Source organism: Variovorax sp. RCC_210 (genome assembly GCF_041355175.1).
Taxonomy (GTDB): Bacteria; Pseudomonadota; Gammaproteobacteria; order Burkholderiales; family Burkholderiaceae_C; genus Variovorax.
On the sequence record NZ_JBFUPJ010000019.1, the window covers coordinates 64271 to 87474 of the forward strand.

Annotated in this window: 25 protein-coding genes and 3 pseudogenes; 7 read left to right on the plus strand and 21 right to left on the minus strand. The window is 64.3% G+C overall.

Going from position 1 to position 23204, the window contains the following annotated elements:
• Nucleotides 1-390 precede the first annotated feature (390 nt).
• The 8 genes and pseudogenes from AB6807_RS34945 to AB6807_RS34980 form a co-directional block, all read right to left on the minus strand.
• Nucleotides 391-648 (minus strand): hypothetical protein, encoded by a 258-nt coding sequence (locus AB6807_RS34945; protein WP_371088137.1) that lies wholly within the window; start codon nt 646-648, stop codon nt 391-393.
• Nucleotides 649-895: 247 nt separating this feature from the next.
• Nucleotides 896-1261: a response regulator gene (locus tag AB6807_RS34950; RefSeq protein ID WP_371088138.1), complete on the minus strand. Its 366-nt coding sequence runs from the start codon at nt 1259-1261 to the stop codon at nt 896-898.
• 871 nt (nt 1262-2132) lie between these two features.
• Complete coding sequence (locus tag AB6807_RS34955; protein ID WP_371088139.1) at nt 2133-2573, minus strand: response regulator; 441 nt, start codon at nt 2571-2573, stop codon at nt 2133-2135.
• A gap of 12 nt (nt 2574-2585) precedes the next feature.
• Nucleotides 2586-3986 (minus strand): RAD55 family ATPase, encoded by a 1401-nt coding sequence (locus tag AB6807_RS34960; RefSeq protein ID WP_371088140.1) that lies wholly within the window; start codon nt 3984-3986, stop codon nt 2586-2588.
• A gap of 614 nt (nt 3987-4600) precedes the next feature.
• A complete protein-coding gene (locus tag AB6807_RS34965; RefSeq protein WP_371088141.1) occupies nt 4601-4894 on the minus strand; it encodes a type II toxin-antitoxin system RelE/ParE family toxin in 294 nt (97 codons plus the stop codon).
• 7 nt (nt 4895-4901) lie between these two features.
• Nucleotides 4902-5186, minus strand: a complete 285-nt coding sequence (locus AB6807_RS34970) for a ribbon-helix-helix protein, CopG family (RefSeq protein WP_371088142.1) — start codon at nt 5184-5186, stop codon at nt 4902-4904.
• A 256-nt stretch (nt 5187-5442) separates the two neighbouring features.
• Nucleotides 5443-5760: a type II toxin-antitoxin system VapC family toxin gene (locus AB6807_RS34975; RefSeq protein WP_371088143.1), complete on the minus strand. Its 318-nt coding sequence runs from the start codon at nt 5758-5760 to the stop codon at nt 5443-5445.
• Nucleotides 5761-6001: 241 nt separating this feature from the next.
• Nucleotides 6002-6249 (minus strand): annotated as a pseudogene (locus AB6807_RS34980) (glycosyltransferase); the annotation flags it as partial.
• Between the two features lie 40 nt (nt 6250-6289).
• Here AB6807_RS34980 and AB6807_RS34985 point away from each other — a divergent pair.
• Together AB6807_RS34985 and AB6807_RS34990 are read left to right on the plus strand one after the other, a co-directional pair.
• A complete protein-coding gene (locus tag AB6807_RS34985) occupies nt 6290-6691 on the plus strand; it encodes a hypothetical protein (RefSeq protein WP_371088206.1) in 402 nt (133 codons plus the stop codon).
• The gene (locus AB6807_RS34990) at nt 6663-7052 is read left to right on the plus strand and encodes a hypothetical protein (RefSeq protein WP_371088207.1); all 390 of its coding nucleotides are present in this window, start codon (nt 6663-6665) and stop codon (nt 7050-7052) included. The genes AB6807_RS34985 and AB6807_RS34990 overlap by 29 nt, the downstream gene beginning before the upstream one ends.
• A 962-nt stretch (nt 7053-8014) precedes the next feature.
• Here the strand turns inward: AB6807_RS34990 and AB6807_RS34995 are convergent.
• From AB6807_RS34995 to AB6807_RS35015, 5 genes are all read right to left on the minus strand, one after another.
• A complete protein-coding gene (locus AB6807_RS34995; protein ID WP_371088144.1) occupies nt 8015-9352 on the minus strand; it encodes an NAD(P)/FAD-dependent oxidoreductase in 1338 nt (445 codons plus the stop codon).
• A gap of 907 nt (nt 9353-10259) precedes the next feature.
• The gene (gene cyoB / locus AB6807_RS35000) at nt 10260-12365 is read right to left on the minus strand and encodes a cytochrome o ubiquinol oxidase subunit I (RefSeq protein ID WP_371088145.1); all 2106 of its coding nucleotides are present in this window, start codon (nt 12363-12365) and stop codon (nt 10260-10262) included.
• Between the two features lie 293 nt (nt 12366-12658).
• Nucleotides 12659-13159 carry a DUF3237 domain-containing protein gene (locus AB6807_RS35005; RefSeq protein ID WP_371088200.1) on the minus strand — a complete coding sequence of 167 codons (501 nt, stop codon included), beginning with the start codon at nt 13157-13159 and terminating at the stop codon, nt 12659-12661.
• 4 nt (nt 13160-13163) lie between these two features.
• The gene (locus AB6807_RS35010; protein ID WP_371088146.1) at nt 13164-13385 is read right to left on the minus strand and encodes a hypothetical protein; all 222 of its coding nucleotides are present in this window, start codon (nt 13383-13385) and stop codon (nt 13164-13166) included.
• Between the two features lie 18 nt (nt 13386-13403).
• Nucleotides 13404-13541 (minus strand): hypothetical protein, encoded by a 138-nt coding sequence (locus AB6807_RS35015; protein WP_371088147.1) that lies wholly within the window; start codon nt 13539-13541, stop codon nt 13404-13406.
• Nucleotides 13542-13681: 140 nt separating this feature from the next.
• On the opposite strand from AB6807_RS35015, the gene AB6807_RS35020 reads away from it, so the two are divergent.
• Nucleotides 13682-14215, plus strand: coding sequence for a winged helix-turn-helix transcriptional regulator (locus AB6807_RS35020; RefSeq protein ID WP_371088148.1), 534 nt, complete (start codon nt 13682-13684; stop codon nt 14213-14215).
• Nucleotides 14216-14493: 278 nt separating this feature from the next.
• Here AB6807_RS35020 and AB6807_RS35025 read toward each other — a convergent pair.
• The 3 genes and pseudogenes from AB6807_RS35025 to sdhC all read right to left on the minus strand — a co-directional run bounded on the left by AB6807_RS35025 (nt 14494) and on the right by sdhC (nt 15975).
• Nucleotides 14494-15198, minus strand: a pseudogene (locus tag AB6807_RS35025) (succinate dehydrogenase iron-sulfur subunit).
• Nucleotides 15199-15252: 54 nt separating this feature from the next.
• Complete coding sequence (gene sdhD, locus AB6807_RS35030; protein WP_371088149.1) at nt 15253-15537, minus strand: succinate dehydrogenase, hydrophobic membrane anchor protein; 285 nt, start codon at nt 15535-15537, stop codon at nt 15253-15255.
• 93 nt (nt 15538-15630) lie between these two features.
• Complete coding sequence (gene sdhC, locus AB6807_RS35035) at nt 15631-15975, minus strand: succinate dehydrogenase, cytochrome b556 subunit (RefSeq protein WP_371088150.1); 345 nt, start codon at nt 15973-15975, stop codon at nt 15631-15633.
• 146 nt (nt 15976-16121) lie between these two features.
• On the opposite strand from sdhC, the pseudogene AB6807_RS35040 reads away from it, so the two are divergent.
• The 4 genes and pseudogenes from AB6807_RS35040 to AB6807_RS35055 all read left to right on the plus strand — a co-directional run bounded on the left by AB6807_RS35040 (nt 16122) and on the right by AB6807_RS35055 (nt 18050).
• A pseudogene (locus tag AB6807_RS35040) lies at nt 16122-17041 on the plus strand (MBL fold metallo-hydrolase).
• Nucleotides 17038-17166: a hypothetical protein gene (locus AB6807_RS35045; protein WP_371088151.1), complete on the plus strand. Its 129-nt coding sequence runs from the start codon at nt 17038-17040 to the stop codon at nt 17164-17166. The pseudogene AB6807_RS35040 and the gene AB6807_RS35045 overlap by 4 nt, the downstream one beginning before the upstream one ends.
• Nucleotides 17167-17226: 60 nt before the next feature.
• On the plus strand, nt 17227-17364 hold the full coding sequence (locus tag AB6807_RS35050) for a hypothetical protein (protein ID WP_371088152.1): 138 nt from the start codon (nt 17227-17229) through the stop codon (nt 17362-17364).
• Between the two features lie 41 nt (nt 17365-17405).
• On the plus strand, nt 17406-18050 hold the full coding sequence (locus tag AB6807_RS35055) for an SDR family NAD(P)-dependent oxidoreductase (RefSeq protein WP_371088153.1): 645 nt from the start codon (nt 17406-17408) through the stop codon (nt 18048-18050).
• A gap of 151 nt (nt 18051-18201) precedes the next feature.
• Here AB6807_RS35055 and AB6807_RS35060 read toward each other — a convergent pair whose 3' ends face one another.
• The 5 genes from AB6807_RS35060 to coxB all read right to left on the minus strand — a co-directional run bounded on the left by AB6807_RS35060 (nt 18202) and on the right by coxB (nt 23203).
• The gene (locus AB6807_RS35060) at nt 18202-19179 is read right to left on the minus strand and encodes a cytochrome c oxidase assembly protein (protein WP_371088154.1); all 978 of its coding nucleotides are present in this window, start codon (nt 19177-19179) and stop codon (nt 18202-18204) included.
• On the minus strand, nt 19140-19466 hold the full coding sequence (locus AB6807_RS35065; protein ID WP_371088155.1) for a hypothetical protein: 327 nt from the start codon (nt 19464-19466) through the stop codon (nt 19140-19142). Before AB6807_RS35065 ends, AB6807_RS35060 begins: the two co-directional genes overlap by 40 nt.
• A gap of 40 nt (nt 19467-19506) precedes the next feature.
• Nucleotides 19507-20091, minus strand: coding sequence for a cytochrome c oxidase subunit 3 (locus AB6807_RS35070; protein WP_371088201.1), 585 nt, complete (start codon nt 20089-20091; stop codon nt 19507-19509).
• 71 nt (nt 20092-20162) lie between these two features.
• Entirely contained in the window at nt 20163-22046 is a 1884-nt protein-coding gene (ctaD, locus tag AB6807_RS35075) for a cytochrome c oxidase subunit I (RefSeq protein WP_371088202.1), read from the minus strand.
• Between the two features lie 83 nt (nt 22047-22129).
• Nucleotides 22130-23203 carry a cytochrome c oxidase subunit II gene (gene coxB / locus AB6807_RS35080; protein ID WP_371088156.1) on the minus strand — a complete coding sequence of 358 codons (1074 nt, stop codon included), beginning with the start codon at nt 23201-23203 and terminating at the stop codon, nt 22130-22132.
• Nucleotide 23204: the final 1 nt, after the last annotated feature.

The window sequence follows — 23204 nt, forward strand, 5'->3', positions numbered from 1 at the left end:
TTGGTGAGACGTTGGACGTCTTCAGCAGTCGTGCGAGCATCGAGTTCTTGGAGTTTGTGTCTATGGCGGGTTCAACGGTGGGTCGAAGCAGAAATGGACCGCGAAGGCCCGTCATTGCTGGTGAAATGGTGGACAAGGATGCCCACCACTGCATGGCATCCGACCCCTGCACACCGCTGGACGCAGACCACCTCAAGATCACACGTCGCGGCTGCGCCGCGCCGCTGACTCGCGTGGGGCATGGGCTCGCGCCGGCTGATCGAGTCGGCTCTGGCGGCCGCCGGCGGCGGATGAAGGCGCTGCGGCGCCGGGCTCCGTGAGCTCGGATGCAGGGCATGCCCGAGAACTGAGCGAACTGTCGGTCAACTTCACATGCCAGCTGGGTGTGCGCTATGCGCTGGAGGAGCCGACGTCGGCAGGGATCGCCCTGTGCTCGTCGACCCGCTTCAACTCTGCCCTTCCCATCGGGGTGATCCGCAGAATGACGCCCCCCGCACCCATAGACGAGCCCGGGTCGGGAAGGCCGGCTTCAATCAGCTCGGCCGCTGCCAAAACAGCTGCACACTGGATATCAGCCTCTTCAGAAATAGCGAGCGGAAACGACGCATGCTCGATACGTCGCAGAAAATTGAGCGGCACGACCTTCACGCCTCGTCAACTTGTAGCTAAAAGAAGTTTATGGGCCGTTCGAGGTGCGTCAACGTCAAAAGACATTCTGCGACGCGAGAGACGAAGTCCTGGGCAGCAGTCGAGCGTTTCTCCTACAAAATGTCATCGAGATCTGTCTGGAAGGTGGTGTCGGCATTGGCTCTTGAGGGTCCGCGTGGACCACAGACCTGCCTGTGCCCGCCTGACTCCCGCTGCAGCGGGGTTTGCACTGGTGTCGGTGTTCGCGCTATCGGTATCGCAAACACTGCTCAAAGAACGCCTCCAAATCCTTGGACTTGTCGTAGACGGCATCCGCGCCGACCGCCATGCAGCGGCTGCGAATTTCAGGGTTCGGGTAGTTCGTGAGCACGATTGCATGCTGATGTGATTGGCGATCCTGGCAGTTGCGCAGGACGGTCAGCCCGGTTCCTTGCCGCAGGAAAAGATCCACGATCGCCAAATCCCAGTCAGGGCGTTCATTGAAAGCCTGGATCGCTTCGTCTTCCGTCTCCGCAACAGCGATCACGGCCACATCTGCAAGTTCGCTCAACGCAGGGATGAGGTTGTCTCGAATAGTCTTGCTGTCCTCTATGAGGATCGCTTTGAGAGCCATGATTCGTTCGCCTCGCGTGGTTAGCGACCGTGTGGTCACAACTTATACGGCTCGGTCTGGCGTGGAGCTGTAGGCCCAAAGCTTGAAATCCTGGCAGCGATCGCTCGGTTCGCGCCGTCGGACCTCGCTTCAACTCAGCCCCCCGCCTGGCAGCGCCGTCCCGGCTTTTACCGATGCGCGAAGCTTCTTCCACCGGCGTGTCTGTCGAACGGCTCGATCGACTTGCCCACTGCGTTGCTGTCACGCATGTCGTTGCCCAGCACCGCATGTTCCACGGGTCGCGCAACGCTTTTTTGACCTGCTTGCGGTCGGTCAGGGCTCCAAGCGCAGGTTGCGCACCTAGAAGACCAGCGGCATCGGGCCACCGTCGAAAGGTGGGGAAATCTCTTAACATGCGCCTTTCTGCGTGCCTCGCCGGCGCCCTCGATGGCATGTGTGTTCCGGGAACGGATCCTTTGTCTTGTTCGCCCCCAAGTGGGCTGTCGAAGCATGTTCAGGGACGTCATCTGCAGCCGACGTTGCAAGCATTTTGTGCGCGTCGCGCCGCAACAATAGCAAGACGGCATCACGGGCGCGTCATATCACTTCAAGGCAGCTGCATGCGATATCTGGAAGGTGACAAGGCTGCCATTGGATGCGTGATCCAGCATCGCCGACCGTCGACATGCGAACCTCGCGGTATCGGAGTATCGATTCATCGCGGCGCGCGCGTTCCCGCAGTGATCCATGGCGCTCATGACATGGGACAAGCAAGTCAGAGTCGTCCTGGGCCCCTGGCCAAACATGGGGCGCGAGCGGGCTGCGGTTCGGGCCAGTGAATGCGGGGTGTGAACCGCCACGCGGTCGGTCCACCGCGCTGTCCACCCGGTGCTCAGCCTGGCCGCACGTGGATGCCCTTGAGCAGCTGTCGCATCGACTCGCCGACTTCTTCACTGCTGGGTGGGGCAGGCCGTCCGGAGGAGATCAGTCTCTCGACCAACGCGATCATCGCGTCCACCTCGAAAGGCTTCGCCAGGAACGCGTCATAGCCTCGAAACGCGCTGCGTACCACCGCTTCATCGGTGGCGCTCATGAACACGAAGGGGATGTGAGCAAGGGCAGGGTTGCGGCGTACTGCGTCGCCCAACTCCGCTCCGTTCATGACCGGCATCATGAAATCGGACAGTATCAGGGCGGGGGCCTCGCCCTTGAGAAGCTCCAAAGCAACCTTGCCGTTGGAAGCAGATGCAACGCGGAAGCCTGCGGCCTCCAAAAGCAGCTGCAACACTTCAGCGTTGCCGTATTCGTCCTCGACGATCAGAACCAGCTTCATCGAGATGTCTCCTCATGCGGATGGCGAAAGCGCTGCGCCGCGTGGACGAAGCTGCACATCCACGGCGCCCTGGGCCAGATGACCTCCTCGGACCTTGACCACCGAGAGCCAGCGCTTATCACCACCTCGGTTCGGCTCGAGCGCGAACGCGTTGTCAAACCAGCCGGTCACCCCTCCGGCCAGTGGCGTACCCGCTGCAACGGCCAGGGCTGCGGGGTCGACGGTGAAAAGAGAGGTGACGCCGCGTTGCTTGAGTTCCGCCAGCAGTCGACCGAGGAAGCGGTAGCCACGGTCTGGAAAGGCCAGCGTATCCGCTAGGCCGGCCAATCCATCTACCACCAACCGGCGGGCTCGAAGTTCGTCGACCCGCCGCAACAGCTTGTGTCCCATTTCATCCATTGATTCGTCCTCGAGGCCCAGAGTTTCAATCGTCAAGCTCCCTGCCTCCACGGATGCTCCGGTCTTCAGGCCCAACTCTGACCCCATCCGCTTCAGGTCACCCGACAGTTCGGTACAACAAAACATCAGCCCCGGAGAAGACTGGGTGGACTCGGCCGCAAACGCAAGGGCGACAGTCGTTTTACCGGTCCCACTTTCGCCGACGACCACCGACGCGTGGCCGGAAAGAAGCCCTCCTGCGCGTAGGACTGCATCCAGCGCCGAGATGCCACTGGACACGACGTCCGCTCCCGCCGGGCCCTGATCTGCTGCAGTGGGCAAGCTCTCCAGCCGCGGAAACACTTGAAGCCCCCGTGTCGAGATGCAGAACGTGTGCTGCCCCCGAAGGATCTGGCTGCCACGAAACTTGCGTACTTGCAGACGGCGTTCCGCACGCCAGTGGAAACCGTGATCTTCGAAGGAGAAGATACCGTCGACCATGGTCTGTTCGGCGCTCAGCACATTGCCATTGCCACTCGTCAGGACCAGGCAGGTGCAGGACATCGCGCTGACCAGGCTCTGCAGCTCGTGCACGAACTGGCGTACGGAATCGTCAGCGGCCGAAACACGGCCCTCGACCACCAGGCCATCAATGACGACCAACGAAGCGCGGTTCCGCACCAGTTCTCCGCGCAGCAACCCCACCACACCCTTCAACCCGCTTTGCTCCAGCTCGCGGTAGCCGCTGACGTAGAACACTTTGGCGTTGACCTCGCGATGGTCGAAGAAGACTTGCTGCTCCATGTGCTGCAGCATGCGTGAGTGGGACTCTGCAAGCATGGTGACATACAGCGTTCGGACGTCGCTTCGCGCGAGCGTGTAAGCGATCTGGTTGGCGAGCGTGGTTTTGCCGACGCCCGGCGGGCCCTCGAAAATGTAGACGCCGCCCTCGAACAATCCGCCGCAGAGCACCTCGTCCAAGCCTTCAACGGCCGTGCGCAATCTTTTCATACGTGTGGGGAGTGATCCGGTCATTTGTTCAGGTCCTGCTGGCGCAAAAATCGACGTTGCGAGTTCGAACCGCGCGTGGCGCTGAGCGTCCGATTTGGCGCGCATTGTAAATTCTCGGCGCGCCCAAACGGCAGCGGCATCTCGCAGCCCGATGCAGCCCTGGGCGCGGCGCTGCCGGGCGTGTCCGAGTCTTTTCGATCTCCGTCGCTTTTACAGCGCCGATGTCTACCGAATTGAAGTTCGCGCCTCGGCCACGGGTGATCGTCCCCGGCCGGGAACCGTACAGGGACTGAAGGAAGTCATCGAAGGCCCCGACGCCCCCTGGACGCGATCATCCGGTCCATTCGCCAAAACGCAGGGCGCCTGAGCAGCAAGCTGAGTGGGCAGTTTTCGAAACTTGAACTGCCTGGTGTCTGGGAGCATTTCGCGCGCATTGTCAACGAAGCCTTCGCAGCGCCGGGTAGCGACCAGTTCCGGCCCGATGTCGCCCCCCCACGAAGGTGATCCTTGCACAGCCGGTTTGATGCAGGCTCAGGTGGAGTCGGTCGGCACTCGGCCGAGCGGTGAATCCAATTGCAGGGAAGGCCGAGGTGAGCGGCGTTCGAAGCGCGAGGTCGAAGGCGCGGGCCAGCGGCCCTTCAGTGCTTGAACCCGGATTCGCGCTGCGCTCGCAGTGCCAAGATGAAGACGGTCTCGATCCCGGCCAGGTAGCGGTACAGCGCCACATAGCCGCGGTTGCCCTTGCCGATGATCAGCTCGCGCTTTCCACCTGCGACGGGGCGGCCGATCAGCGGGCTTCGCGAAAGAACCTGGATGGCCTCGAGAATTTCCCCCACCCGGTTCGCCACATCGGCGACCTGGTGCTGTTTCAGATGGTCGATGATGCGGTCGAGGTCGTCCAGGAGGCCCGGTGCCAGCTCGATGCGGACCATGGGCTGGTCAGAGCCCCGGCCTGCGCGCCAAAGGCCGGCGAGGTTTCTGGCCGGCCGCGCGTGCCTTCAAGTAGGCCGCTGCGTCCTCCCAGGCGACCGATTCGCCGGTGCGCTGCAACGCAGCCCATCGCTTGTCTGCGATTCGATGGAGTTCCTCGTCCAATTCGCTGCGCTCGACCATGTCGGACAGCGCGTCCAGGATGAACGCATGCGAAGACCTGCCCGACCTCGCGGCCGCAGCAGCGATGCGGGCCTTGAGCTCATCTTCAAGGCGGATGGTCGTTGTCGACATGTTGATGGACCTCACGACGTTGGCGATGGCGCACACTGTAGCACACTTGTAGCACATTGAGCTCTCAGCTGCCGTGCCCGTCCGGCCGTGACTGGCTGGATCATCCGCGGTGCTGCGACCGCAGCCGGAGATCGCCAGGCTGCTGGCGGAGTTCCGGCTTCTGGCTCCTATCCGAGGCGGTATCGAACACGGGCGCCGCGCCGCGGCGCCTTGCGGGGGGAGTGGTTTGCCCGGCGCCGGTTGAGTGGAGACTCGGTCACCTCGCATCGTTCTTTCGTTCATGCACACCGTGCGCTTCGAAGTAATCTGGTGCAAGGCCGGCCAACGCCCACTCGCTCGGCGCGGGTTCGGCGCTCGGTCGGCGCACGAAGCCAGTTATCAGCACCACGCCAAGCACGCGCGCGAAATGCTTCGTTCTGTCCATGACGATGACGGCGCCGATCGCCAGCGCGTGGGCCGCGATCATCTCGTCGAAATCGCCGATGGGCGTGCCGCCCGCTTTCAGCTGTGCACGCAGATCGCCATGTCGCAGCGCTGCGTGCACATCCCAGGCCAGGAACACGAAGAGACGCATCCGGGCGCGCGAGCAAGCGCGCAAATCGTCGTCAGCAGCCTCAGGTGAATGACACGGCACGCGCAGGCAAGGCGCTACTAGCTTCTTCGAGCGCCTTCTTCGAGCGAGCGACTGAGCATCAACGAATAAGGCAAGAAAGGAGGAAAGAGCTACAGTTATCCACAGTCGGCATCCACGATGCCGGCATCCATCCCCGGGTGAAAGTTCAAGCGGTAGGGTCAAGACTCAACCGGCGCCCATACCTGAGTGCGTCCAGCATGTGCAGGTGGCTGGCGAGGTCCGACTTCAGCGGTGCCGGGTCCAGGCGCAGCGCCTGCGCGCGCATCGGCGCGAGCTCGGCGCGGGTGTGTGTGTCGGCGGAAGCGAAGAGGGTGACCTCGTGCCGAGATCCACCAGGGCGTTGGCAAGGTGTGTGACGACCCGCTCGGTCCCGCCGTAGAGCCGCGGAGGCACGGCTTCGTAGAGAGGCGCGATCTGCGCGATCTTCATCGTGAAGACAATCACCTCGAAATGGAATGAATAAACAAGGATGAAGGCGGAGATGGAAGGCAGGGGTTCCCGGCCGGAATGTAGCGGCGGGCGCAAATTTTTCAACAGGACCGCCCTGGAAACTGCGGCGCTGCCGAGCACTAAAAACCCCTTTTTGGCAGACCTTGTTCTCTCACTTGTGGAGGTGCGAATGAACCTTTTCGAAACCATCGCGGGCCGTGGGGCCGCAATGCGCCTGCCGCTCTATGCGGTCACGGTGACCTGCGTTGCGCGGATGCGGCGCTGCTGTCCCTTCATTGGCATGGCTTCCTGCGGCGCACGGCGCCTGAAGATTCCCGGCGTGAACCTACCGACCCGGCCGGCGGCCCAGTCGATGGCGCAATTGGACATGTTGAAGAAGGAGCAATCTCGAAATGACTGCGAAAGACGTCCAGTTTCATGACAACGCGCGCCAGCGCATCGTCGCGGGCGTGAATATCCTCCCCGATGCGGTGAAGGTCACGCTGGGCCCGGAGGGCACGCAACGTGCTGCTCGAGCGCAGCTACAGCGCGCCGAGCTGCCCCTTCGGCATCACGGCGAACAACGTGGCGCCTGGCGCCATCCGCACGCCGATCCATGCGGCGTTGATCCACGATCCCGAGAAGCTGCGCCAGCTCACCAGCCGGATCCCGCTCGTGCGTATGGGGAGCCCGAAGAGATAGCCGCAGCGGTAGCGTTCGTCGCCTCGTGCGATGCGGACGACGTCATGGGCAACAGCTTCGTGGCCGAATGTGGCCTGCTCTGGAGCTATCGGCAGCAGTGACAACGTTGATCGGAAACTCGCACGGAGGCAGGAATGCCGATTGCAGGCCTCTGTGCATGCAAGTTGGAAGTCTTTATGAAATGGCGGTGGACCTAAGCCGGCGCGCGGCCCGCGCAGCCGCAGAACTCCTGGCGAGCGATCCAGTTTTGCCGCAGTAATTACGCCGCGCACTTCGCGTGGCGTTGCTGCGCGCCGGAGCCTTTGAGCAGACTTGTCCCAAGGACTGCTCCTCGGCGCGTCATGTTCAAGCGGCGGCCGCATTCGTGGACGCATGCAAGCGGTTTTGTGAAAGGGCCAGATACCCCCCGTAGCCAGCGCGCCGCGCACACATCGCCGCGCCCCGCGCATTGTCATCAGGTGCATGCGAGATCCGCTGCATCGATGCACAGGGCAAGGCCTGGGTCTGGCTGCCGCCGCGGCGTCGCGGCAGGGCCACGTCTGGCCCGCGCTCGAACCGTCCCGCGCTGCGGCATGACCGGCTTCTTCGATCTGGCTGCGGACCCATTGGCCGGCGCGCAACTTGAGATGTGTCGTCATCTGCTGTCGGGACTTGAAGACGCCGCTGGACGCCAGGACATTGCGGGTGACCCCAGATCGCTCGATCTCAACGAATCCGGAGACGTTCCCTTCACTGGATATACCGGCAACGAAGAGCTTGAATTCCCACCTATCCTGGTAGTAGCATCCCAAATACACGGTTTGTCTTTCATGCGGCCTTGTGCTGCTCGCAGTGTTCGATCGCGCCCGACCGTCGCGTGCTGCCTGAGACGATGGATGTCGGTCTGCACGACCCGACTCTATCGATCCGCAGGGCGGCAAGTGGCGTGGCTGCCCTCCGCGTCGTAGTGGTCGGGCGCACAAGAGAGGTCCACCAAGACTCGGCGCTTCGTGAGAAGCGAGCAAAGTGGCTGCTTCCTGCCTGAGATTGCTCTGGAGGCGCAAAAGCCCCGCAGGCGCGGGAACTAGTGAAGTTTGATGGCAGGTTCGTACGATTGGCTCAGCCGCTCGGCCACCCATCTGGCCATGGCTCTGCGCCATCCGTGCACTTCGAATTCATGCCGGCGATAAAGCGCTGCATAGACGAGTTGCGCGCTCATGCCCTGGATGAAATGGTCGCGGCTGCGCCGCCCCAAGCGAGTCGTGAGATTGCCGGCCGCGTCACTTTCCCCAATCGAGACAATCGCGCCGGCGGTCGCGAACCGGAAGGGCGCCGGCTCGTAGCCGGAAATGCGCAGTGCAAATGCCCGCGCAAGGTATCTCGCTTGCGCGGAGGCGACCTGCGCAGTGTACGGAGCCGGTCTCCCCGACGCGGGGTCGATCCATTCGGCGCAATCTCCCATGGCATGGATGTACGGGACACCTTCGCATTGAAGCCGGTCGTCGATCCTGACCCGTCCGGATACGGACCTTGGCAGTGCGGGAGAGTCTTCCAGCACGCGTGGACCCCTGATGCCGGCGGTCCATATCTTCAACGTCGCGTCAATGCGCCTGCCGCTGGCCAGCGCCAGGCCGTTTGCGTCGACCGCCACGACACGCTCGGCAAGTGCCAGCGCGACGCTGCGCCGCGACAGCGAGGCCTCGGCGTAGTCGGACACCTCCTGCGGGTTCGCTGCGAGCAGGCGATTTGCACCTTCCACGACCGTGAGACGCACACGGTCGCGTTCCAGGCCGGGCTCGTGCCGCCATAGCGCATCCATTGCATCGCGAATCTCCGCAGCCAACTCAACGCCGGTCGCGCCTCCACCGATGATCGCGATCGAGAGGGCATCCTGCTGCCCGCGCGCCAGTCTGAAGGCTCCTGCGAGCAGTGCCTCCCGAATCTGCACGGCCTGAGCTGGTGTGTTCAGGAACAGACAGTGCTCCCGTGCGCCTGGTGTGCCGAAATCGTTCTCCTCGCTGCCGAGTGCGAGCACCAGTTGACCGTATCCGATCGTGCGCGTCGGCAGCAACTCGCGACCGTCCGGCCCGGTCAATGCTTCGAGGTGCACGCGTCGCGCCGCAGCGTCGATCGACTGCAACGCCCCGATTTCGAAGCGATAACCATGCGTGTTGGCGTGCGCCAAGAATGAACTCTCCGCCGAGCTCTGGTTCTGCATCGCCGTTGCGATCTCGTGCAACCGGGGCTTCCAGATGTGCGAGAGCGCTCGGTCTATGAGCACGAGCCCATCACGTCGCGCCGCAGCGGGCCGCCGCCGCGCGAATCGGGTCACGAATTCCAGACCGGCAGCGCCACCTCCGATCACGACCAACGGCGATCGCGACGGATCGCAGGCTTTGCTGCGCGTACCCGTGGTGAACATGGGGTCAACCTTCATCTGCTTGTAGCAGGCGCACGCGCCGGGGAGGCCGTTCGGTCCATGCTCTCTCTGTAATCGTCGTAGAAGCAGACCAGGGCTGCGACTACCACGATGACGGCAGCCGCGAGGATCCACGCAAGTATTCCTCTGCGGTGCCGGGGGCTGGGGGCGCCCACGGTTGGTTCGTGCATTCATGTTCTCCAAGATTCCGGGAAGCTTTTGTGGCGACGTGCCTGGTATTGCTGCGTCGGACAGATGCCCGTCGAATCACCAGAACGCAGCACATGACGTTCCTCAAGCCGCCGCGCGCCGAGAAGAGCAACCTCCGAAAGGGCCCCCCGTCAGGCGGCGAAGCCGCCGCTGAGGTAATGGGCAAGGGCCGCCTTGAGCATCATCAATGAAGCGAGTCCACACGTGCTGGCTGGGTGCTGAATGTTCTTCCAATCGCGCGGGTTGCGCATTGCGTCGAGCAGATCTCGCCCGTCCGCTGTCAGCGCCGGATGGGGCCCAAAGGTCAATGAGACCGTTCTCGACCAGCGTACCTGCGCAGTCCCGCCCGGAGGGCGTGCCCGGTACGGCGTTGGCTCGGTCGATCGCTTCAAGTATTTCGTTGATGTAGACGAAGTCATGGATGGGATGAACCTTTTCCCTTCCTCAGATGCGCGGTTGCGCAATTTCGAAGCGACATCGGTTTCCTGGGCAGGCCGATCTTGAAACCCGCGCCGGCACGCCGGTTGCGAGCAAGTGCCGCCCAGAAAGGCCGTTTGTTCGACTCACCGGTTGTCGCGCATGCCCACGCTCACGCCACGTCCGGCCTCGACGGGCTGTTACAGGTTGCTCGGTCCGTCGGCTGCTGGCGGGGAGCGCTTCATCTGCGCCTCGTGCGACATGTCTGCCGAGGCCCGCTCGGTCAGGTCCGAGACGATTCTGTGACCCGCGGCAGACGCTCCTGCCTTCCAATCGACCGAGAGTTCTTCCTTCCAATTCCGCAGGCAAAGGCCGTGCCCGTCGGCGAGTCATGGGGTCCGGTCATCAGCGCGGTTCGCGCATCCTCGATCCGGCGCACCTCGTCGGCGCAAACATACATGTCCCGGTCGCAATCGAACGTATGTGCCACGGCAGCCACGAGTGTTGCGAGGAAGGCAAGAATCGCCACGGCCCACATGTGCCAGATCAAAGCGAAGCCGCACAGGGTAGAGAGACCGGCGAGCACCACGCCTGCCCACGTGCTGCGCGGCATGTGGATAGGCCGAAAGCCCTCCAGTGCGCGCGCGTAGTGGCGGCTCTTCATGTCGCTCCAAGCATCGCTTTTATGCACGCGCGGCGTGAAGGCGAAGTTGTACGGCGGCGGCGGCGAGGACGTGGACCATTCCAACGTGCGGCCATCCCACGGGTCGCCAGTGCGATCCATGAGCTGCGTGCGCCGACGAAAACTCACATAGAGCTGAACCAGAAGACATCCGATGCCCAGTGCTATCAGCAGAGTGCCGAAAGCCGACACCTGGAACCACGGCGCCAACGACGGGTCTTCGAAACGGCTCATGCGCCGCGTTACGCCCATGAGCCCGAGGACGTAGCCGGGCATGATCGCCAGATAGAAGCCCGCCACCCAGAACCAGAAGGAACACTTGCCCCAGAACGCGTCGAGCTTGTAGCCGAATGCCTTCGGAAACCAGTAGTTCATTCCCGCGAACAGGCCGAACAGCACGCCGCCGATGATCACGTTGTGGAAATGCGAAACGAGGAAAAGGCTGTTGTGCAGCACGAAGTCCGCCGGCGGCACCGCCAGCAGCACGCCGGTCATGCCACCAATCACGAAGGTGATCATGAAGGCCACCGTCCACATCATCGGTAGCTCGAATCGAATTCGCCCTCGGTACATTGTGAAGAGCCAATTGAAGATCTTCGCGCCCGTGGGAATCGAGATGATCATAGTCGTGATGCCGAAGAACGAATTCACGCTCGCACCGGAGCCCATCGTGAAGAAATGGTGTAGCCACACCAGGTACGAGAGGACCGTGATAACAATGGTGGCGTACACCATGGAGGAATAGCCAAAGAGGCGCTTGCCGGAGAAGGTGGTGACGACCTCTGAGAAGATTCCGAAGGCTGGCAAGACGAGGATGTAAACCTCCGGGTGGCCCCAGATCCATATCAGGTTCACATACATCATCGGGTTTCCCCCGAGGTCGTTGGTAAAGAAGTTGGTGCCGATGTAGCGGTCAAGCGTAAGCAGTCCCAGCACGGCGGTGAGCACCGGGAACGCGGCGACGATGAGCACGTTGGTGCACAACGACGTCCAACTGAAAATCGGCATCTTCATCATCGTCATTCCGGGAGCGCGCATCTTGACGATGGTCACAAGCAGATTGATGCCAGATAGCAATGTACCGATGCCAGCGATCTGCAGAGACCAGATGTAGTAGTCGACCCCCACGCCCGGGCTGTAGTCGATATTGGAGAGGGGCGGATAGGCCAACCAGCCGGTGCGCGCGAATTCACCGACGAACAGCGACATCATCACGAGCGCAGCGCCTCCCGCGGTCATCCAGAAGCTCAGATTGTTCAGAAAAGGGAATGCAACGTCTCGCGCGCCTATCTGCAGTGGGACGACGTAGTTCATAAGGCCGGTGACAAGAGGCATGGAGACGAAGAAGATCATGATCACGCCGTGGGCTGTGAAGATCTGGTCGTAGTGGTGGGATGGCAAGTAGCCGTCGGCGCCGCCCACCGCGACTGCCTGCTGAAGCCGCATCATGATCGCGTCGGAGAAGCCGCGCAGCAGCATCACGAGTCCGAGCACCATGTACATGATGCCGATGCGCTTGTGGTCTACGCTGGTGAACCATTCGCGCCAAAGATGTCCCCATAGGCGGAAATAGGTGAGGGCGGCGAGCAGCACCACTCCCATTAGAACCACCATGATGAACGTGTACAGGAGAATGGGCTCGTGCAGCGGTATGGCTTCGGCATCCAGCTTCCCGAAAATCAGCTTCGCAATTTCGTTTTCGCGCATCTTGGGCTCGTAGCGAGAGAAGAAGGGAAGACTTCTGGGCAATCGGCATGCCTGCCGGATCTGTCGCGCGTTGACGGGGTGCTGCGCGCTGGGGCTCGCGGGAGACCGCTCACCATGTCGCGAGATTGTTCTGTCGACCTGGTGGCCGAGCATCCGAGATGCGTTGGGCTGCCGTTGGCTGGCGAACCGGGCACACGACGGTTGTCCGACCGAGCGCGGGCTGAAACATTTGTGCTGGCAGCCGCGACATCCGAGGCAGCGACAAGGCGCCGGGAGCCCGACGCCACGCGCGCTCAAAGAACTTGATAGATGCGGAAATCAACCCGGCCGGTCGACATTGCGTTGTAGCCCACCAGAACGTGTTCGTTCAGCCACGTGTACCGCTCGTCGGATGTCTCCGTTTTGGGAGTGGTCGGCAAGTACGTTTCGCCGAAGCCAACGCGCTCTCCCTTGGACAGCCGCTTTCTGCCGTCCGGCGGAAGCTTGGCCACACCCTTCGATTCGAAATAGATGAGCGCACCGTCATCGGTGCGGATCGCGCCGCGAATGTCCAGTCGGCTGATGCCGTCGCTGCCTATCAAGACCCAGTCGACGCTGTCCGGCAGGAATTCGCCGCGCAGTCTCGGGCCCTCCAGCCGGCCGCCTTTGCCGATGTAGGGAATCAGCGCGCCTCGTGGCGTGGGAATGATGAGCGGCGTCTCGAGGTCGACCTGCAGGTCGCACAGATGCTTGATCGGCAGGGCTTCGAGCCGTGGCTCCTCGAGCAGCGGTTGGTTGATGAGGATGTCGCTGATGGGGTCAGCATGGCGGCTTTGACTTGTGCGTAGTCGAAGAACGTGTCCTTGCGGTCACAAGTTCGGCGCTGTTCACCTCGACGACGTGCAGCGCATGGAACCCACGGCGCTCCTTGCTTGGCGGCCGGAACGTCAACGTCCAATGCCGCTCGCCGGCGAGCAGGCGCCGGATGTCGAAACCGAACTCGGGATAGCGCTCGAAGATGCCGGCAAACTCCTTGAGCAACGCGGCGTTGCCGCGCGCCTATTCGCTGCGACCGTGCGCCTGGAACGTCGAGTCCGGAGCGTGGAGCGCGAGGATGGCTTTGGGGTCGTGCGAAAGCCACGCGGCGGCGTAGCGATCGGCGACGTCGGCGAGATCCAGCTTGACGGGTTCAGTCATGAGATGCCTTTCGATGTGGTCGGTTGTGTTCGCGTAAAGCCCCCCGTATTCCGCCCTGCGCGAGGAAGTTTTCAGGTCGCCCCGTGCTGCTGCCGACTATACCTATGATTATCATAGTGATAAGGGTTATGATGCCGCCAATGACCAAGATGCCGAAAAATTCGTCGACGCAGCGCGAGCTGGCCTTCCCGAGTTCCAGCCAGACGCTTTGCCCGATCGCGCGTGTGCAAGACGTCGTCGGGGACCGTTGGACCGTGTTGGTGCTTCGCGAACTGTTCCTCGGAAATCGCCGCTTCGAAGAGATCCAGATTCAGACCCAAGCCACGCCGCAGATGGTGGCGAGCCGTCTCAAGAAGTTGGAGTCGGACGGACTTGTCGAGCGTCGCATCTACAGTCAGAGGCCACCGCGGCACGAGTACTGCCTGACGGAGATGGGCGTTGCCTTTCACCCGGTGTTCCTGGCTTTGCGTGCATGGGGCGAGACATGGTTCAAGTCCAATGACGAGGAAGTCGCCATCCAGTACATCCACGTCCCCTGCGGACAGGACCCTGGGCTGGGCCCGGATTGCCGATCATGTGCCAAGGTGATGCGAAGAGGAGAGCTTTCCGCGAAGCTCAGCGCACCGTACGGTGCCGAGCGTCAGGCGCGGCTGGATGCCTTCAAAGGCCGATGACCTTGGTGCCGGTGGCGCCCACAAGCGCTGCCAGACGGGGCGGGCCCCGGTGCTGGTCGTCGAGGGCGTCGCCGGGCGGCTGGTCCTACCCGCTGATGGCGGACAACCAGCGCCGCTGGTCCGACTCGCCGCATGCCGACCGGGCGGAACTGTTCAAGCGGATGGTCTTCCATGCCGCCATGACCAACAACGACGGTCAACCGCGCGACCGCGCCCTGCTGCGCAGGCAGAAGGGAAGGGCGGATGGCGCTCCTCGGAATCGGGCCGGGTCCCTCATTTCAAAACAACACGCGTTCAGAAGCTCCCCGCAGAACGGCGGCGCGCACGCCGCCGATGGCGGCCGCAGGATTCGACCCTTTCGGGCATACGTCGGCACAGTTCATGAGCACTCGGCAGCGATAAAGCTTGTAGACGTCGTTGAGTTCGTCGACCCGGCGCTCCGTGTCCGCATCCCGCGAATCAGATGAAGCGCGCCGCCTGCAGCAGAGCTGCAGGACCGAGGAAGCGCTCGGGGTTCCACCAGTACGAAGGGCATGAGCTCGAGCAGCAGGCGCACAGAATGCATTCGTAGAGCCCATTGAGGGCATCCCGCTCTTGCGGCGACTGCAGCCTCTCCTTTTCAGGAGGCGGGCCGGCCGGCAACACAAAGTGCCGCGTCGCGTGGTAGTGCGCATAGAAGCGGGTCATGTCGACCACCAAGTCGCGGATGATCGGAAAGCCGGGAAGGGGGCGGAGCACGACCGGCTCCTTGAGCGTGCGGATGTTGGTAAGGCACGCAAGCCCGTTGCGTCCGTTGATGTTCATTGCGTCCGATCCGCATACGCCCTCCCTGCACGAGCGGCGGTAGCTGATCGTCGGGTCCTGGGCCTTGAGCCGTTCGAGCTTATCGAGCAGCATGCGTTCGCCGTCAATCGCGACGTCGTAATGCTGCATGCGAGGCTTGTCGTCTTCTTCGGGCGGTAGCGGTAGATGCAAATTTTCATGATGCGTTCAGCCGCGAGATAGCGCCGAGATCGCGCGGTTACGGTGGCGCCAAGTCAAAGTGCAAGCAGGCAAAGCGCCCCGAGCCGCGGGCTCAGAGGCTTGATGTAGTCGAGGATGACGTCGCGTGTGCCGACCGATGCATGAAGCGCTACGGCGCCAACGAACAGCACAAGGGCAAGGCGCACGAAGGGCGAGAGAATCCATGCGCGCCACTGCGCCTGCGAATCCGGCGGTGCAATGGCCAGGTGAAGCAAGAAATACAGCAAAAATGCCAGGGCGAGCAAAGTCGTCGCTCGCTGGACTACCCAGGGCCGCACTCCGCCCAGGTCGGCCTTCATGTGCGCGCTCCGAACGCCAGTGCGGCCGCGGCTGCAAGAACGACAATGGCTGCCGCTGCGTGCACCGCCCATGCGCTGCTTCTTGCGCGGGGGTTAGCTCGTTCTGACGCCCGCATCGAACAGCAGATGCCGCACGCCGGCAGTCGTGTGATGCGCGAGGCTCCAGACAAGTACCAGCCGGCAGATTCGCCCGCCGATGCTCTTCAACAACGGCAGCCACCCCCCACGGTCGACCGCCGGACCGAGGCTGGCTGCCAGCGCAAGGATGAGCAATGGAAGCGCGAGCACCAGGATCAGCCCCGGGATCCGATGCCCGAGCGAGACCGTCGCGGTCACCGGCAGGTGCACATTCAGCGGACCGAGAAAAACCGGACGGGCACCGCCGGGGTCTGTGGGCGTGCGGCGTTCCGGCATGGCTCTGGCGGTACCGGTTTCCATCGGTTGTCCTTTCATGCGATGGTTTTGGGTCCGGCAATCCGCATTCCCGCTCATGACCTATGGCGCATGGCGCCGGGTCCGTCGCTTGCCCGTCGAATGGCTCGATCCTTTTGCCAAGGCAGTCGTTCTTCATCCGCCACACCATGATCATTGCCCATCACCTCAATTGCGTCTCGGCGTGCCCGCTGGGGGGCGCCTCATGGACGGACTCAGTCGCAGTGCCTTCGAGCGCGGCTGCCTGTGTTGCCACTGCCTGCTGCTGGAAACCGACCACGGCCTGGTCTTGGTCGACACGGGCTACGGGCTGCGCGATGTCAACGATCCGCAGCGCCGCCTCAGTGGCTTTTTCCTGCGGCTGATGGATCCGGACTTTCGCGAGGAGATGACGGCCGTGCGCCAGATCGAAAGTCTCGGGTTCTCGGCCTCGGACGTGCGCCACATCGTGCTGACGCACCTCGACTTCGACCATGCAGGCGGGCTGGACGACTTTCCAGCCGCGCGCGTGCACATGATGGGCGTCGAGCGGGATGAGGCGCAGCGACAGCGCACGTGGCTGGACCGCCAGCGTTTCCGTCCCCAGCAGTGGAGCAGCCGGGAGCGCTGGCAGGTTTACGCCGCTGGGCGGGGAGAACCCTGGTATGAGTTCGACTGCGTGCGGCAGTTGCAAGGATTGCCGCCTGAAATACTGCTGGTGCCGCTCGTGGGCCACACGCTCGGGCATGCGGGTGTCGCGGTGCGTGCGGCTTCCGGCGGCTGGATGCTGATGGCGGGTGACGCCTATTTCCATCGTCGCGAGATGGATGCCCACGATCCTTGGTGCACGCCGGGCCTGCGCTTCTACCAGACCTTGATGGAGAAGGACCGCGCGGCGCGCCTGCACAACCAGCGGCGGCTTCGCTCGCTGCGCGAGCGCTTCGGTGCCGAGATCACGCTGCTGAGCGCGCACGATCCAGTGGAGTTCGAGCGCGCCGCAGGCCGGGACGTGGACATGCCTGCGGATCGCGGGAGCAAAGCGGACAAGTTCACTCGGGCGACATCGCCTGAACGTCGTGAGGAGCACCCATGAGCCCGACAGCGGCGATCCGCGTGTTCGTGACTGCGCTGCTTGCGTTCGCGCTCGGCGGCTGTGTGCTGGCGCCGACTGTCGGGGCCGACGAGCGCGTCGGACTGCCGGCAAGACCTACGTCGTGACCGGTGCGTCCAGCGGCTTCGGCCGCGGCATTGCCTCCAGACTGGGCGGGCTCGGAGCCAATGTCGCTCGCGGCCCGCCGTACCGAACTGCGGGAAGAAGTCGCCCGCGAGGTGCGCAACGCCGGCTGCGAGGCACTGGTGGTGACGACCGATGTGGCGAGTCCTGAGGACGTGGAACGCCTGATGTCGCCACGCTAGCGCGCTTCGGCAGGGTCGACGTCTGGATCAACAACGCCGGCGTGGGCGCCATCGGGCGCTTCGAGGATATTCCGGTGGCGGACCATTCACGCGTGGTGAACGTGAATCTGAACGGCGTGATCCACGGCAGCCACACGGCACTGGGGCTGTTTCGTCGGCAGGGCAGCGGAACGCTGGTGAACATCGGTTCGGTCGAAAGTGAAGTGCCGCTCGCCTACCAAGACTCGTACGCGGCCTCCAAGGCGGGTGTGCTGGCGCTTGGCCGCGCGCTCAAAGAAGAGCTTCGCTTGGCAGGCCTCTCGGGTGTGCAGGTTGCTACGGTGATGCCTTGGGCTGCTGACACCCCGTTCTTCGCGCATACAGGCAACTACAGCGGACGAGAACCCGGCATGGTAGCGCTCGATCCACCCGACAAGGTGGTGGAGGCGATCGTCTGGGTGTCCGTCAATCCGCGCGAGGTGCGGGTCAAGGCCGAGATCGACACGGGTGCAGGCACGCTGCAGCCGTACGGCCGGTTCAATGTCGACAAGACGTCGAGCGGAGCAGACGCGGCGAGTTTCCTGAACGGCGCGACCCTGACCGATATCTCGGCGCCGACGGGCGGCAGGAGCACGGAGCTGGCCGGTGGTTTAACGCTGGCCCTTGGACAGACAACCAGCCTGTATGGCGAAATCGGCAAGCTCTAGGCCAGCGGCGGCAATACCAAAGTGAAGAGTTCGGTGAATGGATCCTGAGAGTGCGGGTGAAGTGGTAAACGACGGCTGAGTTTTTGTGCAAGCCGCCGGTGTGAGGCGGAGGCGGGTGTTCGTACTAACGCGCTTTCGCAACGCTGTCTGGCTATTTCGTCCCGGAGCCGGGTGTCTGCATCTTCAGCGTCGATCCGCGCGCCATGCCGCCGTCTCTCAGCCACCGTGCAGCGAGCGCGAGGCCCACCGCCAGGTAGGCCAGGCCCGCTGGCACCCACATCACCAGCCCGCCGAGCTGCTGGTCCTCGAGAGGATCGAGCCCGAAGGCCGGCGAGGTCGACGCATAGGCCGGGTACCAGAGTGCAGGCGACAGCGTCAGCAGCGCGCCCAGCGCCGCCGTGTGGACCATGGTGGTGAACAGGTAGAACATCGACGCCCCCTGGCCCTGGCGCGAGGCGCTGCCCAGCGGCGCCCACCAGAAGAGGAGGGCGCTCGCGAAGAAGCTGGTGTGCTGCAGCGTGTGAACGCCCGGTCGCGCCAGCGCGGCCTCGAACAGCCGCGGCATGTGCCAGGCCCACAGCACCACGCCATGCAACGCCCACGCGACCGCTGGATGGGTCAGCAAGCGCCACGTTGCGGCAATGGGCCCGAGCCGCGCGGCATTTCCCGCACCAGATCGCCAGCGCGGCGGCAGGCCCCATGCCCACACCGCAAGCGGCCGGCCGATGACGAGCAGCGGCGCCGCGACCACCATCAGGATTTCGTGCTGCACCATGTGCGCCGAGAAAAGCAGCGTACCCAGCGCATCGAGCGGCGACACCAGCGCCGCGACGAGCGCCAGCTGCCCGCCCGCAAAGGCGGCGGCCTGCCATCCGCTCACTCCCCGGTGTATGCCGGCGCGGCGCCAGAGATTGCGCAATCCCGCTGCATAGAGGGCGCTGCCGAGCAGCAGCAGGCAGACGATCCAGGGCTCGAAAGTCCACGGTACCTCGGTGCTGCCGGCCGGCAGGTCGGGCACGTGGGCGCGGGCCAGCGGAGCGGCCGCAAGGCATGCGGCCGCGGTACAGGCGGACAGCACCGGCGTTCGCGTCATGCCGCGCATGGCGACAGCACCCAGGCGACGAACCACTCGGCCACCATGACCAAGGTGAACAGCAGCCCGACCGGCAGCGCCATCGCATGCACGAAATGCCGGCGCGCCTGCATGTCCGCTGGCGCCAGGCGATCGCGTGAAACCGCGCGCTGCCGGGCCGCGCCGACGCTGAACACGAGGCCGAGCACCATGCCGACGGCGTGGACCGCATGCACCCAGGCGAGCGTCTGGTGCGCGCACGAAGGCGTCACCAGCGCAAAGCCGAGCCCGAGCACCGTGAGGCTCACGACGGGCGTTCCCAGGAGCGCGAGCCAGTTCCACATGCGGCGTTTTCCTTTCTTCCTTTGGCGCGTGCGCACATCACTAGATGTGCGGCGCCACGTAGATGACGAAATAGATAGGCAGCCAGCTCAGCACGACGAAATACCAGTACTGCGCGTTCTCGCTCGCATCGACCAGCCGCCGGCCTTCCAGCGGGCCGGCGCGCATCAGCACGGCAAGGACGGCCGTGTCGTAGGTGTCGGTGAGAAGGTGCAGCGTGTGCAGGCCCAGCAGCAGCCACACCACCGAGCCGTAGGCGTCGGTGTCCCACCACACGTTGAGCCCGCGGAACTCGAAGATGCGCACCACCAGGAACGCGACCGAGAACAGGAGGCACAGCGCGAAGCCGAGGCGAAGCCGCTTCAGGTCGCCGGCTTCCGCGGCGCGCTTGAGCATGTGGTTGGGCACCATGCTCGCGAGCAGCACCACCGTGTTGAGCGTGCCCCACGGCAGCTCGGGCGGCTGGGCGTTCAGCGGCCAGCGCGGCGCGAGGCTTCGCAAATAGAAATACGCGACGATCACCAGCGCGAACACCGTGCCCTCGATGGCGATCAGCCCCAGCGTGCCCCACCACATGAGGCTGCGGTGCCCGAAGGCGTAGCTCGGCAGCGGCGCCGCATCGAGCATCCGCCCGTCCACGCGCACGATGTGGCGCGGATCGATGCCGGTGCTTGCGCTCGGGGTGTCGCGCCCGCCGCTCATGGCTGCTGCTCCAGGGCGATATGGGTGCGCGTCTCGCCGCGGCGCGGCCAGAACCACAGCGTCATCGCCACGGCCACCGGCACCGCGCCCCACACCACCGCCCACGGCGTGAAGATCGAGCCCACGAAAAGCACCGTGGTCGCCACGGCCGAGACGAAGGGCCAGACCGAGGGCTGCGGGAACTGCGAGCGGTGGTCCGGCTGCGCGTCGAGCACGCTGGTGACGAGCTGCTCGCGCGCATCGACGGCCAGCCCGCCCACCGCGATCGGGGCGCCCACAGGCCGCAGGCCCGCCTCCCACACCGGATTGCAGCCGTACACGACCGGAATGGCCTCGAAGTTCGCGGCCGAAGGCGGCGATGCGGTGGCCCATTCGAGCGTGCCGCCGCCCCATGGATCGGCACCGGCCGGCTCGCCCTGGCGGCGGCTGCGCCACAGGTTCACGATGAAGACCAGCACGCTCGCCGCGATCATCAGGGCGCCCAGCGTGGCGATGAAATTCATCGCGCCCCAGCCCATCTCGGCGGGGTAGCTGTACACGCGGCGCGGCATGCCTTGCAGCCCCAGCAGATGCATCGGAAAAAAGGCCACGTTGAAGCCGATGAAGAAGAGCCAGAAGTTCCAGCGCCCCAGCCGCTCGCTCATCAGCCGCCCGGTGAACTTGGGGTACCAGTAATAGATGGCGCCCACCAGCGGAAACACCGCGCCGCCGAGCAGCACGTAGTGCAGGTGCGCCACCACGAAGTAGGTGTCGTGCACCTGCAGGTCGAGCGGCACCGAAGCCAGCATGACGCCGGTGAGCCCGCCCATCACGAGGATGAAGAAGAAGGCCAGCACGAAGAGCAGCGGCGTCTTCAGGTTCAGCCGGCCGGTCGCGAGCGTCGCGATCCAGCAGAAGATCTGCACCGCCGACGGAATGGCGATCAGCATGCTCACCGCGGTGAAGAAGCTCTTGCCCAGGTCTGGCAGGTTGGTCGCGAACATGTGGTGCACCCAGAGGCCGAAGGCGAGGAATCCGGTGGCGATCAGCGCGAGCACCATCGCCGTGTAGCCGAAGATCGGCCTCCGCGCGAAGGTCGGCACGATCGCCGAGATGAAGCCCAGGCCCGGCAGGAAGATCAGGTAGACCTCCGGATGCCCGAAGAACCAGAACAGGTGCTGCCAGAGCAGCACGTCGCCGTTCTGCGCCGGGTTGTAGAAGTGCGTGCCGACGAGCCTGTCCATGATGAGCGCGGTGCTCGCGAGCATGACCGACGGCATCGAGAACAGCACCATGAAGGCGGTCACCAGCATGGCCCACACGAAGAGCGGAGTGCGCGCGAGCGTCATGCCGGGGGCGCGCAGCTTGAACACCGTGGTGATGATGATAACGGCTTCCAGCAGCGCGGAGAGTTCGGTGAAGGTGACGAGCTGTGCCCAGAAGTCCACGCGCTTGCCGGGTGAATAGTCGGGGCCGGCCAGCGGCACGTAAGAGAACCAGCCTGCGTCCGGCCCGATGTCCAGCAGGAAGGCGGTGTACAGCATGAGCCCGCCGAACAGGAACACCCAGTACGCATAGGCGTTCATGCGCGGAAAGGCCACGCTGCGCGCGCCGATCATCAGCGGGATCAGGTACATCGCCACCGCCTGCATCACCGGCACCGCGAAGAGAAACATCATCGTGGTGCCGTGCATCGAGAACAGCTGGTTGTAGAGATCGGGCCCGACCAGCAAGTTGCGCGGCACAGCAAGCTGCAGGCGCATGAGCAGCGCGATGAGCCCGCCGGCGAGGAAGAAGCCGAAGGTCGTCAGCACGAAGCGCTTGGCGATGGTCTTGTGGTTGATGGCCGAGAACCAGCCCAGCACGTCCGGCGGGTCGCGCCAGGTGCGCTCCAGCGCCATCGCGTCGGCTGGCGTGGACGGCACGCTGTTGCCGCTCGGGCACGGGCCGCCGGCGGGCTTCAACTGGTCGAAGGCGGTGCGGCTCATGAAAGGCTCCGCAGGTAGGCGACCAACGCTTTGAGGTCTTCGTCGGGCAGGTTCGATGCCGGCATGTTCACGCCGGGCTTGAACTGCTGGGGGTTGCGTATCCAGCGCTCCAGGTCCTGCGGCGTGTTGGCCAGGCTGCCGGCAGCTAGCGTCTGGCGCGATGCCAGGTGCGTGAGGTCGGGGCCGCGGTGCGCGCTCGCGGTGGTGCCCAGCACCGTGTGGCACATCACGCAGGTGCCGCCGAGAAAGAGTGCGCGGCCGCGCACGGCCTGCGGATCGTCCGAAGCCACGGCGGTGCGTCGCTGCGCCACAGCCCAGGCCTCGTATTCGGCCGGCGGATGCGCCACCACCAGGAAGGCCATGAACGCGTGCTGGAAGCCGCAGAACTCCGCGCACTGGCCGCGGTATACGCCGGGCTTGTCGGCCTGCAATTGCAGGGTCGCGGTGCGGCCGGGAATCAGGTCTTTCTTGCCATGCAGGTTCGGCACCCAGAGGCTGTGGATCACGTCGTTCGATTTCAGCGTGAAGAGCACCGGCCGCGCGGCGGGAATGTGCAGTTCGTTGGCGGTGGTGAAGGTGCGCGAGGGATCGTCGTCGTCGTAGCGCGCCTCCCACCACCACTGGTTGGCGGTGATCTCGATGCGCACTGCGTCCTTGAGCGACAGCTGCGCGAGCGCGCGGTCGGTGAGCACGCTCGCCACGATCAGGAACAGGAGCAGCAGCACCGAAGCCGCTACGGCCGTGCCCGCGCTGCGACCCGCGCGCCGCTCGCGCGCCGACTCGGGATCGAGTTCGGCGGCACTGGTGCCATCCGCGCGCGGCGAACGCCACAGCACGACCAGCACCGCGGCCAGCACGCCCGCGAACGCGACGGTGCACACCGCGAGCGTAATGTGCCATAGGTCTCGGATGTGCGCGGCTTGAGGACCGGCCGGCGAGAGCACGTCCTGCGGCGGCGCGGCCTCCGCACCGAGGCCGAGGGCGAGCAGTGCTCCGCAGGCCGCCGCAAGCAGCAGCGGCCGGACGCCGCGCGTGCCGCAGGTGAAAAGGGGCGGCGGGCGTCTGCGCATT

Excerpts from the sequence above, each read along its gene's own strand:
- AB6807_RS35045 (WP_371088151.1), top strand. The coding sequence starts at position 17,038 with ATGAGCCCGACAGCGGCGATCCGCGTGTTCGTGACTGCGCTGCTTGCG.
- AB6807_RS34965 (WP_371088141.1), bottom strand. The coding sequence starts at position 4,894 with ATGGTCCGCATCGAGCTGGCACCGGGCCTCCTGGACGACCTCGACCGC.
- AB6807_RS34975 (WP_371088143.1), bottom strand. The coding sequence starts at position 5,760 with ATGCGTCTCTTCGTGTTCCTGGCCTGGGATGTGCACGCAGCGCTGCGA.
- AB6807_RS34995 (WP_371088144.1), bottom strand. The coding sequence starts at position 9,352 with ATGTTCACCACGGGTACGCGCAGCAAAGCCTGCGATCCGTCGCGATCG.
- sdhC (WP_371088150.1), bottom strand. The coding sequence starts at position 15,975 with ATGGAAACCGGTACCGCCAGAGCCATGCCGGAACGCCGCACGCCCACA.
- AB6807_RS34990 (WP_371088207.1), top strand. The coding sequence starts at position 6,663 with ATGACTGCGAAAGACGTCCAGTTTCATGACAACGCGCGCCAGCGCATC.
- cyoB (WP_371088145.1), bottom strand. The coding sequence starts at position 12,365 with ATGCGCGAAAACGAAATTGCGAAGCTGATTTTCGGGAAGCTGGATGCC.
- coxB (WP_371088156.1), bottom strand. The coding sequence starts at position 23,203 with ATGCGCAGACGCCCGCCGCCCCTTTTCACCTGCGGCACGCGCGGCGTC.
- AB6807_RS34950 (WP_371088138.1), bottom strand. The coding sequence starts at position 1,261 with ATGGCTCTCAAAGCGATCCTCATAGAGGACAGCAAGACTATTCGAGAC.
- AB6807_RS35020 (WP_371088148.1), top strand. The coding sequence starts at position 13,682 with ATGACCAAGATGCCGAAAAATTCGTCGACGCAGCGCGAGCTGGCCTTC.
- AB6807_RS35050 (WP_371088152.1), top strand. The coding sequence starts at position 17,227 with ATGTCGCTCGCGGCCCGCCGTACCGAACTGCGGGAAGAAGTCGCCCGC.
- AB6807_RS34970 (WP_371088142.1), bottom strand. The coding sequence starts at position 5,186 with ATGTCGACAACGACCATCCGCCTTGAAGATGAGCTCAAGGCCCGCATC.
- AB6807_RS34955 (WP_371088139.1), bottom strand. The coding sequence starts at position 2,573 with ATGAAGCTGGTTCTGATCGTCGAGGACGAATACGGCAACGCTGAAGTG.
- AB6807_RS35015 (WP_371088147.1), bottom strand. The coding sequence starts at position 13,541 with ATGACTGAACCCGTCAAGCTGGATCTCGCCGACGTCGCCGATCGCTAC.
- AB6807_RS34985 (WP_371088206.1), top strand. The coding sequence starts at position 6,290 with ATGAAGGCGGAGATGGAAGGCAGGGGTTCCCGGCCGGAATGTAGCGGC.
- AB6807_RS35065 (WP_371088155.1), bottom strand. The coding sequence starts at position 19,466 with ATGTGGAACTGGCTCGCGCTCCTGGGAACGCCCGTCGTGAGCCTCACG.
- AB6807_RS35070 (WP_371088201.1), bottom strand. The coding sequence starts at position 20,091 with ATGCTCGATGCGGCGCCGCTGCCGAGCTACGCCTTCGGGCACCGCAGC.
- AB6807_RS34960 (WP_371088140.1), bottom strand. The coding sequence starts at position 3,986 with ATGACCGGATCACTCCCCACACGTATGAAAAGATTGCGCACGGCCGTT.
- ctaD (WP_371088202.1), bottom strand. The coding sequence starts at position 22,046 with ATGGCGCTGGAGCGCACCTGGCGCGACCCGCCGGACGTGCTGGGCTGG.
- sdhD (WP_371088149.1), bottom strand. The coding sequence starts at position 15,537 with ATGAAGGCCGACCTGGGCGGAGTGCGGCCCTGGGTAGTCCAGCGAGCG.